Raw genomic sequence first — 12,942 nt, forward strand, 5'->3', positions numbered from 1 at the left:
CATTGTTCTTATGAATTTCCCCTGATGCGTTGGGTACTGGCTTAAATAACAGGAGGGTGTACCGTTCCGTGATACACCCTCTCCATTTCAAAACAAAACAGCAGGCATTTAATAAATTAAATGTGGGCCTAAAAGTAGGCAGATCGTTTGCCCGGTATTGTCAATACATTTCAAACAGATTGTTAATGGAATGTAAACGGATGTTATTGAAGTATTTTTTCAATCAGTTGTAATTCATCGTTGGAAAAGGGGGCGCCGTTCAGGGCATCGATGTTGGCATCGAGTTGCGTTACGGAACTTGCACCAATCAGTACCGAAGTGATGCGCTTGTCTTTCAGCAGCCACCACAGGGCCATTTGCGCGAGTGATTGACCTCTGTTCGCGGCTACCTCGTTCAGGGCGCGGATGGTGTTCAATCTTTCTTCCGTGATGTCTTTCGATTTCAGAAAGCCATGTTGTTTGGAGGCCCTGGATCCCTCGGGAACACCTTTCAGGTATCGATCAGTGAGCATACCCTGGGCCAGTGGGGAGAACGGAATACAGCCTACCCCATGCTTTTCGAGCACATCCAGCAAACCACCTTCCACCCATCTTTCGAACATCGAGTATTTGGGTTGATGGATCACGCAGGGTGTTCCCAATTGCCTTAATACAGTGAAAGCTTTTTCCGCCTGTTCGGGTTTGTAGTTGGAAATACCGGCGTAGAGCGCCTTGCCCTGACGAACGGCTGTATCCAACGCCTGCATTGTTTCTTCGATGGGCGTTTCCGGATCGGGGCGATGGGAATAGAAGATGTCTACGTAATCGAGCTGCATTCTTTTCAGGCTCTGATCCAGGCTCGACAACAGGTATTTGCGGGAACCCCAGTCGCCATAGGGCCCGTCCCACATGGTATAACCGGCTTTCGTGGAAATAATGAGTTCATCGCGAAGGTACCCGGTGAAATCTTTCTGCAGGATTTTCCCGAAATTTTCTTCCGCCGAACCGGGTTCGGGGCCATAGTTGTTTGCCAGGTCAAAATGAGTGATCCCGCGGTCGAAGGCCCTGCGCACGATGGCCCTGCCGTTGTCAAAAACGTCCACTGAGCCGAAATTGTGCCATAGTCCCAATGAAATCGCGGACAATTTAAGTCCACTTTTCCCGGAACGATTGTATTGCATGGACTGATACCGCTCAGGAGCAGGAGTATAAGGAAGCATTTTTTGCTTTTAAAATTAAGGGATAAGACGGATACCCGTTTGCGTGAGTTCTATTTTCCGCTGTTTGTACAGCGTGCCGATGGTCATTTTGAATGTCTTCTTGCTCATGCCGAAGAAATCATAAATTTCTTCGGGGTCAGACTTATCATAATACGGGAGGTACCCGTTATTTTCTTCCAGCAAACGGAGGATTTTCCCGGCTTCATCTTCTACCCTTTCCATTCCTTTTTTGCCCGCGGCGAGGTCGATCTTATCTTCCCGGATGGCTTTGATGAAGCCGTTGAAAGTATCACCCACTTTGATGTTCCGATAAATTTCGTTGTGGTGCAGTACCCCGGTGTGCCGGTGGTTGATGATGCACACGTAGCCGATATCCGTTCTCCTGAGCACCAGTAATTGTACGGAGTCATGGACCTTTACCGAGAGGTCTTCATTAGAAAGAAAATATTCCACTTTCTCCGTTGCTGCCACGCGCCCGGTCTGCTCATCAATATAGAGGTACACCATATAGTGGCCACCCACCCGCATTCCGGTGATCTGTTTGGATTTGGGCACGAAGAGGTCCTTGGTGAGGCCCCAATCGAGGAAAGCGCCTTGTTGGGTAACGGAAACCACTTCGAGGTAGGCGAACTCCCCCACTTTTGCTTTGGGTATTTCAGTGGTGGCGATGAGCCGGTCCTCCGAATCGTGGTAGATGAACACTTTTATCTCATCTCCGATATTTTTTCCTTCCGGGATGTATTTCCTGGGGAGAAGAATGCCTTCAGCGCCATCATCGAGGTACACTCCGAAATCGAGTGCGCGGGAGATGGTGAGCGTATTATAATCTGCAACTTTAATCATGCATGGTAATTCAGGGTTGCAAGGTAGGCAAATGAACGGAGTTTCGGAGAAGGGGCGCATTACCTGAATCAATTACCCATGCAACTACTGACTCCAGCAGCAGCACAAGTTTTTTCACTGTGCTAAAAGTTCGAAAAAACGGAAGTGACTTCAGTAAAAATCACTTCCGTTAAGGGGAAAACCACGTCGGTGGCACCGGTTTTATTGATTTAATAAATTTACCATCTGATTTCGTTCTTGTAGATCACCTCTTCCTTATGGTTAATAAACTGTACCGTCATTGTTTTTTCACTTAGGGAGAATACCGCGAAACCCTGTTGGCCTGCGGCGAAAACACCGCCTTCCGGGTGTTTTTCTACGGCCCGAGCTTCGGAACCGGCCCCGGAAATGAAGTGGTGCGTGAAGCCCGCAGGTTTGGTGTGTTCCAGGTGGTGCTCGTGTCCTGCGATGTAGGCGTTTACTTTATGTTTCAGGAACAGGGGTTCCAGCAGTTCCCTCATGCGGCGCGTATCATCGGTATTGCGGCGCCATCCTCCGGTGTAGAGTGGGTGGTGCCCCACCACGATCTTATAATGGCAGGTGGTATCGGCCAGTTGTTCTTTGAGCCAGGTCATTTGTTTTTCAACGCCACCCTCGGGGTAGCGGGCAGGATTCTTTTCTCCCCGCATCTGCTTTTCTATGGGATCGGTATCGATAAAAATGAACTTGGCTTTCAGCTTCTGCTGTCCGGGTACATTAAAAGTGTGGGTATAGTACCTGGAAGTCATGCGCCAGCGTGAACTGAGTTCGGAGTAGTCTACCTGGGCTTGTGCGTTGGTAAGGTAATCGTGGTTGCCCAATACCGGGTACCAGGGAAAATGGAGCGATTGCGCGGTATAGATGTTCTCGAAAGAGACCAGCCAGTGGTGGTCGCGGGTGCTGGCCACGCCATTCGGATAGAAATTATCGCCTGTGGCGATGATGAACCGCGCGCCGATATCATGCGCTGCTTTCCCCATGCCTTCCGCAACCTCTTTCTGGTAATTTTCGCCGTTCCTGCCCCAATCGCCCAGCACCAGGAAATTCAATGCATTGGACGGTTTCGCCAATCCTTTAATGGAATCCTTACGGTACCCCAGGTCATCCACCACCGGGGCCTGCGCATTGGTTTGCAGTGCAAAAAAGAACAGAAAAAGAACGATCGCAACTCTCATTTGTACATATTTTTTAATTCGAAAACCCAGCTTGCTAAAGGCTGTAAATCACATTAAGGTTGCAAAGGGAAAGCATCCGGATGGAAAAAAGAAGTTATTATTATGTTGCGTAACCCTAGTACTTGCGCACACTCCCGCTTCCTGCGGTACGACTCTCCACAGCGGCTTCGCCGCGGTAGGAAATATCCCCGCTGCCATGGGACCTGGCTTCCAGCTTAACACTGGCGTACACCCAGGCGTCGCCGGAACCATGGGAGCGCACGTTTACATTTTCAGCGCGCAGTTCCTCAAGGTGGAGATCGCCTGAACCCGTGGTTTGCGCATCCACACTTCTTGTATTTCCTTTCAGGTAAATATCGCCGGAGCCGGTGGTTTTTGCTTCCACTTCCGGCGCATCCAGTTCCAGGCGAAGGTTACCGGAGCCGGTTAGTCCGAGATCAAATTTGTTGGGATTGGTAAGCAGGTTCTCCCCGAATATATCGCCAGAACCATATACTTTGAACCCATCATATTGCGGCGCCCGCAGGTAAACCTTTACATCCCTGTGCGTGGTGATATTGGTATTCTTCCGGAAACGAATCTTCAATTCGTCTCCATCTTCCACCAGTTCCACGAATGGAAGAATGTTTTCTTCCCCCTCAATTTTTACAGGAGCATAAGGCTCCTGTGATACATAAACATTCATGGAGCCGTAAACGGACACTTTAGTAAAGGCGCCAACATTACGCTCTTCACTGGTATACACCTTGTTTCCGTTTACCCGGTCCCGGGAAGAAAAACGACAGGACGCGAGTAGAAAAACACCTGCCAGCAGCAGGGAAAAATACTTGTTCATGGGTTATTTTTAGGTTGTTTTCAGGCTGATTACCAAACAGTTAAACAGAAACATTTTAAAGAACATCCTTCAAAACTAATCCTATTATCGCTGCCGGTTTTCACCCAATTTTACTGATTTTTTGGCGGACGGACAGCGATTTTTTTCTTTACCTTCGCACCACCATGACGGAAAAAATACTCATTCTCGATTTCGGATCTCAGTACACTCAATTGATAGCACGTGTTGTGCGCGAGGCAAATGTTTATTGTGAGATCGTCCCTTACCATCATACCATTGAATTCGATGACACCCTGAAAGGCATCATCCTCTCCGGCTCCCCGTTCTCCGTGAACGATCCTAACGCGCCGGTGGTGGACATCGCCGGCATGATCGCCCGGAAACCGGTGCTCGGCATCTGCTACGGCGCCCAGCTTACGGCGAAGAACTTCGGTGGCAGGGTAGAAAAATCAAATAAAAGAGAATATGGCCGCGCATTACTGCGCAAAGAACTGGACGATGCGCTGTTACAGGGCATTTCAGAAGAATCGCAGGTTTGGATGAGCCACGGCGACTCCATTCTTGAACTGCCGCAAGGCTTTGAAATACTCGCCACCACAGATAGTATTCCCGTAGCCGCCTTCAGAAAGAACGGCAGCGACACGAATCCATTATATGGACTGCAGTTCCATCCGGAAGTGTACCACTCCACGGAAGGTAAAAAGATCATCAGCAATTTCCTCGTGAAAACATGCGGATGTACCCAGGACTGGACGCCCGCGCACTTTATCTCCGATACAGTGGAAGCGCTGAAAAAACAGATCGGCGACAAAAAAGTGATCATGGCTTTGAGCGGCGGAGTAGACAGTACCGTGGCCGCCACATTGATTCACCGCGCCATAGGCGACAACCTGTACGGCATTTTCGTAGACAACGGTGTACTGCGCAAAAATGAATTCCAGCAGGTACTGGATATCTATGCGCAGCTCGGTCTCAATGTAAAAGGCGTGGACGCAAGGGAAAAATTCTACGGCGAACTCGCGGGCAAAAGCGATCCCGAAGAAAAAAGAAAGACCATCGGCAGACTATTTATAGAAGTGTTCCAGGATGAGGCCCAGCACGTGGATGGCGTTGAAATGCTTGGACAAGGCACCATTTACCCCGACGTGATTGAAAGTGTTTCCGTTCATGGCCCGTCGGTTACCATCAAATCGCACCACAATGTAGGCGGCCTGCCGGATACAATGAAAATGGGACTCGTGGAGCCACTGCGCTTCCTGTTTAAAGACGAAGTACGCAGGGTGGGACTTGAACTCGGCATCCCCTACGATCTTTTGTACCGCCACCCCTTCCCGGGACCAGGTCTCGCGATCCGCATACTCGGAGAAGTGACGGAAGAAAAGGTACAGTTATTGCAGGAAGCTGATCATATCTATACCAAAGGGTTGAAAGAGCACCAGTTGTATGATAAAGTATGGCAGGCGGGAGCCATCCTCCTCCCTGTGAAAAGTGTGGGCGTAATGGGCGATGAAAGAACTTACGAATACACGATCGCATTGCGCGCCGTGACCTCGGTAGATGGCATGACCGCCGATTGGGCGCATCTCCCCTACCAGTTCCTCGCGCAGATGTCGAACGATATCATCAACAACGTAAGGGGCATCAACCGGGTGGTGTACGATATCAGCAGTAAGCCTCCCGCGACGATTGAGTGGGAGTAACCGATTTTTCATATAAACCCCGACGGATGAACAAACGCTTCCCGTTTTTTATACTGGCGCTGTGCTGCAGTGTTCAACTTCTGGCGCAAACCCCTTTCAGGCATAAACTGGCGGTATTCGCTCCTTTATACCTCGATTCGGCTTACAACGGGTTTCAGTATAAACATGGGAACACGCTCCCCCGTTACATTATACCCGGACTGGAATTTTACCAGGGCGTGCAAATGGCCCTAGATTCCATGAACCTCGAAGGCGTTCCGCTGGAAGTATTCGTGTACGATACCAAATCGAAATCAAAACCGTTTACCACACAGGTCCGCGAAATGCCTGAAGTGGAAATGATTATCGGTGCGGCATCCGCAGATGAAGTACGCATACTCGCCAACGTTGCACTCGAAAGAAAGATACCGTTCATTTCCTCCAGCTTTCCTAACGATGCGGGTGTGGTGAACAATCCTTATTTCGTGGTATTGAATTCCACTTTGCCCGCGCATTTCCGCACTATCTACCAGTTCCTTCAAAAAACACATGCTTTACACAACGTGGTTTATTTCAGAAGGAAGTCAACCCAGGATACCTGGCTGAAGGATTTGTATACCGAAACAGGCAATACCGCAACCGGCACTCCGGTTAAAACGAAGTTCGTAGAACTTGACGCGGATTTTACAACAGAAGATATTCTTCCCTTCCTGGACAGTAATACTACGAATGTTTGTATCGCAGGAAGTATGGACGAGACTTTTTCCAAGCAACTGGCTGCCACCATCGCGCCACTCACAAAGGAATACCGGTCCAAACTCATTGGCATGCCCACATGGGATGGTTACCGCGAACTGAACAAACCTGAATACAGGGACCTGGAAATCGTTTATACGGCACCGCTATACAATCCGCGCACCGATAAGATCAGCGTGACCATCACTGAGTTGTATAAGAACAAGTTCTATTCCCGCCCCAGCGATATGGTATTCTGGGGTTACGGCGCCGCCTGGAAATACGGAAGACTGCTGCTGGAATACGGACGCGATGTGAGTTCTAACCTTGCGGTAGATAAATTCGACGTATTCACCGATTACGATGTTCAACCAGTGCTGAATAAACAGACCGACACACTCGATTATTTCGAGAACAAAAAAGTGTACCTCGTATCTAAAATGAATGGCGTGGTAACAGCAGCCAGGTAAGCCAACCTTCTCCCCTTCCACTTGTTGATAGAAAACAACGCTATCAACATGCCATTGCTTCAATTCACGGAAAAAGGTATTTACTGCGCCCAGGGCGATTTCTATATTGATCCCTGGCAACCTGTGCGGTATGCCGTGATCACACATGCACACAGCGACCACGCCCGCTGGGGCTCACAATATTATTTGTGCCATAGCGCAAGTTTACCCATCCTAGAATTAAGGCTTGGACCTGGTAATTACAGTACCATGGAATGGAACGAAACCACCATCATGAACGGTGTAAAAGTTTCTCTACATCCGGCAGGGCATATTATTGGTTCTTCCCAAATCAGGGTGGAATACAAAGGCGAAGTATGGGTAGTGAGCGGTGATTATAAACTGGAGCATGATGGGCTGAGCGGAACTTTCGAACCGGTACAGTGCCATAATTTTATTACTGAATCCACCTTTGGACTCCCCATCTACCAATGGGAACCAGAGGCACAGATTTTTGAACGGATGCAGCGTTGGGTGCAGCAAAACCTGGAGAAGAACCTGAGTTCCATTTTACTGGCTTACAGTTTGGGAAAGGCGCAACGCATCCTGCCCTGTTTACACAGCATCACCGGAGAAGTGTATGTGCATGGCGCGGTCTGGAACGTGCACCAGGCGCTGGTTGCGGCGGGACATCAGCTTCCGGAAGTGATCCGTGTAACGCCAGATACAGATCCTGCCCGTCTGAAAAAAGCCATCGTAATTGCACCACCAGGCGCTGATGACAGTCCGTGGATGCGTCGTTTCGGCCCGCATGCCACCGGCATTTGCAGTGGCTGGATGCAGGTACGCGGGAACCGCAGAAGAAGGAATGCAGATGCCGGATTCGTATTGAGCGATCATGCCGACTGGCAAGGGTTACTCACCGCGGTAAAAGCGACCAACGCCTCCACCGTTTATGTTACCCATGGTTTCCAATCCGCGTTCAGCAGGTACCTCAACGAGCAGGGCATCCGATCAATGGAAGTGCAAACCCGTTTCGGAGAAGAGGAGGAAGAACAACTCATCAGCCAAACTTAACCCATGCAGCGATTCTCTCAACTCATACAAACACTCGGTACCAGTACCAAAACGGGCGATAAACTCCGGGCCATGGAAAACTATTTCCGGGAAGCGCCCGACCAGGATAAAGTCTGGATGATCGCACTCTTCACCGGAAGAAGACCTAAAAGGAGCATCAATTCAACTTTATTGAAAACCTGGTGCATGGAAATAACCGGACTGCCACCCTGGTTGTTTGAAGAATGCTACCATACGGTAGGCGACCTGGCTGAAACGATCGCATTATTGTTACCGGAAAACAAAACGAATAATAAGGCTTCCCTTTCTTTAAGCGACTACATCAATGCGCTCGCCACCATTGGACAAGCTACGGAAGATCAAAAAAAGATTTACATATTATCAGCCTGGGAAACCCTTTCAAAAGAAGAATGCTTCGTATTCAACAAACTCATCACCGGCGGCTTTCGAATAGGGGTATCCCAACAATTACTCATTCAATCCCTCGCGGGCGTAACGGGTATGCCCGCACCTTCCGTTGCCCATAAGATCAGTGGGAAATGGGATCCCGCCACCATCACCTTCATCGAGTTGTTACACGGCGACGATGCGGCAACTGACCAGTCTAAGCCTTACCCGTTCTACCTTGCTTATCCATTGGAGCAATCTTTAGAAGAACTCGGGATGCCCGATGAATGGCAGGCGGAATGGAAATGGGATGGGATCCGCGGACAAATTATCCTTCGCGACAATGAACTTTTCGTGTGGAGCAGAGGGGAAGAATTGCTCACGGAGAAGTTCCCGGAATTCAACGAATTCGCTTTCAACCTGCCCAACGGAACGGTACTGGATGGTGAAATCGTAGCGCTGAACGCGAATGGCGTACTGCCTTTCGGTAAACTTCAAACCAGGATCGGACGTAAACAATTGAGTAAAAAACACCTTACCGAAGCGCCCGTTGGTTTCATCGCTTACGACCTGCTGGAATGGGATGGCGCCGATAAAAGAGCAACGCCGTTGGCGGAAAGAAGGGCATTGCTCACTTCCCTCATCAGCTCCATCAATCATCCTTTTCTTCAATTGTCGCCGCACCTGGAATTTTTCAGTTGGGATGAATTGTCTATGCTGCGGGAAAAATCGCGGGAGAAACAATCTGAAGGACTGATGCTGAAAAGAAAAGATTCCGTTTACCAAACCGGGAGAAAACGCGGCGATTGGTGGAAATGGAAGATCGATCCCCTCACCATTGATGCGGTGCTGATTTACGCGCAGAAAGGACATGGCAGAAGGAGCAATTTATATACCGATTACACTTTCGCGGTGAAAGATGGCGACAAGCTGGTAAGTTTTACCAAGGCCTACTCGGGACTCACCGACAAAGAACTTGCGCAGGTAGACGCTTTCGTGAAGAAGAACGCGTTGGAAAAATTCGGCCCGGTAAGGACCGTTAAACCGGAACTGGTTTTTGAACTGGCATTTGAAGGCATCGCCGCTTCCTCCCGGCACAAATCCGGGGTGGCACTTCGTTTCCCCCGCATCCTTCGTTGGAGAAAAGACAAATCGCCGGAAGAGATCAACACATTAGAAGACCTCAAAAAACTGTTGGAAATATATGGCTGAGCACGTACCCATATATAGGTATTTGCCCGTATGTTCCATGCTGTTAGTTTTACTGGATCAGCAACAGGCCACAAAATAATTTTCGCGTGCCAATATGTGAGCCACATGCCACCTATGTGTAATACGTGGCATGTTTTTTACGATCTTTAACCGGCGATCCTGCTCAAACGGATCGCAGGCAAGATTGGCAAAACGCAAACAACATACGGGAGTCCAAATCATCGAAGAATGGATGCTTTCCGTTGGGAAGCGTCCATTTCCATTTCAGCGGCAGACCTGGGAGGCCATCTGCCGGAACGAAAGCGGACTTGTAAACGCGCCAACCGGTTTCGGGAAAACCTACTCCGTTTTCCTGGGCGCGGTAGCGGCTTTTATGGACAAGCATCCTGCCGATTTCCGAAGTAAAAAGAACAACGGGCTCCAGTTGTTGTGGATCACGCCTTTGCGGGCACTGGCCAAAGATATCGCGCGTGCCATGGAGGAAGCCCTTTTGTTGCTGAACATCCCCTGGGAAGTAGGCATCCGGAACGGCGATACCGATACAGCGGAAAGACAGCGGCAGAAGAGAAAAGCCCCTGAAATACTCATTACAACGCCGGAGAGCCTGCACCTGCTGCTGGCGCAGAAAAAATACCCGGACTTCTTTCAGCACCTGGGCACCATCGCCGTAGATGAATGGCATGAGTTACTGGGCTCCAAACGCGGCGTGCAGGTGGAACTGGCCATCTCGCGGTTGTACCACCTTCAAAAATCCAAAGGTCTCCCCCTCCGCATCTGGGGCATCAGCGCCACCATCGGGAATTTGGAAGAAGCGAAGGATGTATTGCTGGCACCTTTAAAAGGGGATGGCTCAATTATTAAAGCGGCTATTAAAAAGGAAACTGAAATCCATTGTATTTACCCCGATGAAATCGAAAAATATCCCTGGGCTGGTCACCTCGGCATCAAGCTGGTCGAAAAAGTAATTCCAATTATCGAATCCAGCACTACCACCCTAATCTTCATCAATACCAGGGGCATGAGCGAACGATGGTACCAGGCGCTGCTGGATGTTGCGCCAGAACTTGCCGGTGCCATCGCCCTGCACCACGGCAGTATAGAGCAGGAAACACGGATTTGGGTGGAAGAAGCACTCCATACCGGTACCCTGAAAGCAGTGGTATGTACCGCGAGCCTTGACCTGGGTGTCGATTTTCGGCCAGTCGAAACCGTTATACAGGTCGGTTCCCCCAAAGGTGTGGCGCGTTTCCTTCAACGTGCGGGTCGTAGCGGTCACCGACCCGATGCGCCCAGTAAGATATGGTTCCTTCCCACGCATTCGCTGGAACTGATGGAAGCCGCGGCATTGAAGGAAGCTACCCGGGCTTCGCTCATTGAGCGCCGGGAACCGATGCTGCTGTGTTTTGATGTACTCGTTCAATACCTCTGTACGCTGGCTATTTCGGAAGGGTTCCGTCCCGGAGAACTACTACCGGAAATCAGGTCCACCTGGTGTTTCTCGGCCATGCAGGACCATGAGTGGGAAGAAATCCTTCATTTCATCACCAATGGCGGCAATGCCCTGCACCAATATGATGAATACAAAAAGGTGGAGATTGATGAAACCGGCCTGTACAAAATTACCGGTCGCAGGATCGCGATGCGTCACCGGATGCACATCGGCACGATTGTGAGTGACGCGATGCTGAAAGTGAAATTCATTTCCGGTGGTTATATTGGGGTGATCGAAGAATGGTTCATCTCCCGCCTGGAGCCCGGCGACGTGTTCACCCTCGCGGGGCGCAACCTGGAACTGGTGATGATAAAGGACATGAATGTGCTCGTAAGAAAATCGAACGCATCAAAGAGTATTGTGCCCAGTTGGATGGGTGGCAGGATGCCGCTTTCCGCCAACCTGGGCGCGGTTTTGCGCAAGCAGTTCAACGAAGCCCTGTCGCCAGCTGCTCCGGAAGAAGCGAAGGCCCTGCATCCACTGATGGCACTTCAGGCAAAACTTTCTACGGTACCTTCTTCCAACGAGCTATTGATTGAACACATTGAAACCAAAGACGGGTTCCACCTGTTTGTTTATCCCTTCGAAGGAAGACTGGTACATGAAGCCATGGCCGCTATCCTGGCTTACCGCATCAGCAGGATCACCCCCATCACTTTTTCCTTCGCGATGAACGATTATGGATTTGAGCTCCTAAGTGATCAACCCATTCCCGTTGACGACAGCAATGTGTACGAACTGTTCAGCACCGATAACCTGCTGAACGATATCCAACGTAGCGCCAACTCCACGGAGATGGCTAAACGAAAATTCCGGGACATCGCCGTGATCGGCGGACTGATTTTTCAGGGTATGCCCGGCGAGAAAAAGAAAGCGCGCCACCTGCAGGCTTCCGCCTCCCTGCTGTTCAACGTATTCAATGAATATGACCCGGACAATGTACTCCTCAAACAGGCGTACCGCGAAGTATTCGACCAGCAGATGGAAGAGGTCCGTCTCCGGAACATGCTGGAGCGCATCAGCCAGTCGCGCATCGTGATCAATTTCCCGGAGCGCTTAACCCCCTTTTGTTTCCCCATCAAAGTGGACAGCATGCGCGAGAACATTACTTCCGAAAAACTCGAGGACAGGGTGCGGAAAATGCAGTTACAGTTGGAAAAATAGCCCTTAACTTTGCCCTCCCATGCAGGCGCCGATTCTTCATATTTGCAAAGCACAACACCTCTGGCTCACGCCGCAGCGGGCGGTTTTCTGGGAGGAGCAACGCACCCTCATCGTATCCGACCTGCACCTCGGGAAGACGGGCCATTTCAGGAAAGCAGGCATAGCGGTGCCCGCTTCACTTTTTAAGGAGGATCTGCAAAGACTCCTTGCACTGATCCAGCATTTCCAGCCGGAAGAACTGCTTGTAACGGGTGATATGTTTCACAGTCATTCCAACATAGAACTGGAACTTTTCTCCCGCTGGAGAAAAGATATTTCGAGCCTTCGTGTCCGACTGGTAAAAGGCAACCACGATATATTGCACAGCGCATGGTACCACGAACAATCCATTGATTGTTGTGACAACAGCGTTATAGGCCCATTCAGCTTTGTTCATGACCGTAAGGATTTTCAATCCCCTGACAATGGACTTTACCCGATCAGCGGGCATATCCATCCGGGCGTCCTGCTCAACGGCGGCGGCAAACAACAGCTTCGGTTACCCTGTTTTTATTTCGGAAATGAAGGCGCTATCCTTCCCGCATACAGTAAATTTACCGGAGCCGTGGCATTGGGTCCGCAGGCGGGTGATCATATCTTCGCCATTGCCGGGGAACAACTTTTTAAAGTTCAATAAA

10 protein-coding genes are annotated in these 12,942 nt (G+C 50.0%); 6 read left to right on the forward strand and 4 right to left on the reverse strand.

From position 1 onward, the window contains the following. Positions 1 to 203: 203 nt before the first annotated feature. The 4 genes from mgrA to M4J38_RS01630 all read right to left on the reverse strand — a co-directional run bounded on the left by mgrA (position 204) and on the right by M4J38_RS01630 (position 4,070). Entirely contained in the window at positions 204 to 1,199 is a 996-nt protein-coding gene (gene mgrA / locus M4J38_RS01615) for an L-glyceraldehyde 3-phosphate reductase (protein WP_251757773.1), read from the reverse strand. Positions 1,200 to 1,214: 15 nt separating this feature from the next. After that, positions 1,215 to 2,042 carry a S1 RNA-binding domain-containing protein gene (locus M4J38_RS01620; RefSeq protein ID WP_251757774.1) on the reverse strand — a complete coding sequence of 276 codons (828 nt, stop codon included), beginning with the start codon at positions 2,040 to 2,042 and terminating at the stop codon, positions 1,215 to 1,217. A gap of 218 nt (positions 2,043 to 2,260) precedes the next feature. After that, entirely contained in the window at positions 2,261 to 3,235 is a 975-nt protein-coding gene (locus tag M4J38_RS01625) for a tartrate-resistant acid phosphatase type 5 family protein (RefSeq protein ID WP_251757775.1), read from the reverse strand. A gap of 115 nt (positions 3,236 to 3,350) precedes the next feature. Next, positions 3,351 to 4,070 (reverse strand): head GIN domain-containing protein, encoded by a 720-nt coding sequence (locus M4J38_RS01630; protein WP_251757776.1) that lies wholly within the window; start codon positions 4,068 to 4,070, stop codon positions 3,351 to 3,353. A gap of 164 nt (positions 4,071 to 4,234) precedes the next feature. Here M4J38_RS01630 and guaA point away from each other — a divergent pair, with 164 nt between their 5' ends. The 6 genes from guaA (at position 4,235) to pdeM (ending at position 12,941) form a co-directional block, all read left to right on the forward strand. Further along, positions 4,235 to 5,770, forward strand: a complete 1,536-nt coding sequence (guaA, locus tag M4J38_RS01635; protein ID WP_251757777.1) for a glutamine-hydrolyzing GMP synthase — start codon at positions 4,235 to 4,237, stop codon at positions 5,768 to 5,770. A gap of 26 nt (positions 5,771 to 5,796) precedes the next feature. After that, positions 5,797 to 6,954: an ABC transporter substrate-binding protein gene (locus tag M4J38_RS01640; RefSeq protein ID WP_251757778.1), complete on the forward strand. Its 1,158-nt coding sequence runs from the start codon at positions 5,797 to 5,799 to the stop codon at positions 6,952 to 6,954. 48 nt (positions 6,955 to 7,002) lie between these two features. Beyond that, complete coding sequence (locus tag M4J38_RS01645) at positions 7,003 to 8,010, forward strand: ligase-associated DNA damage response exonuclease (RefSeq protein WP_251757779.1); 1,008 nt, start codon at positions 7,003 to 7,005, stop codon at positions 8,008 to 8,010. A gap of 3 nt (positions 8,011 to 8,013) precedes the next feature. Beyond that, positions 8,014 to 9,609, forward strand: coding sequence for an ATP-dependent DNA ligase (locus M4J38_RS01650; protein ID WP_251757780.1), 1,596 nt, complete (start codon positions 8,014 to 8,016; stop codon positions 9,607 to 9,609). 184 nt (positions 9,610 to 9,793) lie between these two features. Further along, the gene (locus M4J38_RS01655; RefSeq protein ID WP_251757781.1) at positions 9,794 to 12,265 is read left to right on the forward strand and encodes a ligase-associated DNA damage response DEXH box helicase; all 2,472 of its coding nucleotides are present in this window, start codon (positions 9,794 to 9,796) and stop codon (positions 12,263 to 12,265) included. A 19-nt stretch (positions 12,266 to 12,284) separates the two neighbouring features. After that, positions 12,285 to 12,941 (forward strand): ligase-associated DNA damage response endonuclease PdeM, encoded by a 657-nt coding sequence (gene pdeM / locus M4J38_RS01660; protein WP_251757782.1) that lies wholly within the window; start codon positions 12,285 to 12,287, stop codon positions 12,939 to 12,941. Position 12,942: the final 1 nt, after the last annotated feature.

Origin of the sequence: Parasegetibacter sp. NRK P23 (assembly GCF_023721715.1) — a bacterium.
Classification (GTDB): domain Bacteria; phylum Bacteroidota; class Bacteroidia; order Chitinophagales; family Chitinophagaceae; genus Parasegetibacter.

Coding starts and splice junctions, on each gene's coding strand:
- mgrA (WP_251757773.1), bottom strand. CDS start 1,199: ATGCTTCCTTATACTCCTGCTCCTGAGCGGTATCAGTCCATGCAATAC.
- M4J38_RS01625 (WP_251757775.1), bottom strand. CDS start 3,235: ATGAGAGTTGCGATCGTTCTTTTTCTGTTCTTTTTTGCACTGCAAACC.
- M4J38_RS01620 (WP_251757774.1), bottom strand. CDS start 2,042: ATGATTAAAGTTGCAGATTATAATACGCTCACCATCTCCCGCGCACTC.
- guaA (WP_251757777.1), top strand. CDS start 4,235: ATGACGGAAAAAATACTCATTCTCGATTTCGGATCTCAGTACACTCAA.
- M4J38_RS01650 (WP_251757780.1), top strand. CDS start 8,014: ATGCAGCGATTCTCTCAACTCATACAAACACTCGGTACCAGTACCAAA.
- M4J38_RS01640 (WP_251757778.1), top strand. CDS start 5,797: ATGAACAAACGCTTCCCGTTTTTTATACTGGCGCTGTGCTGCAGTGTT.
- pdeM (WP_251757782.1), top strand. CDS start 12,285: ATGCAGGCGCCGATTCTTCATATTTGCAAAGCACAACACCTCTGGCTC.
- M4J38_RS01630 (WP_251757776.1), bottom strand. CDS start 4,070: ATGAACAAGTATTTTTCCCTGCTGCTGGCAGGTGTTTTTCTACTCGCG.
- M4J38_RS01645 (WP_251757779.1), top strand. CDS start 7,003: ATGCCATTGCTTCAATTCACGGAAAAAGGTATTTACTGCGCCCAGGGC.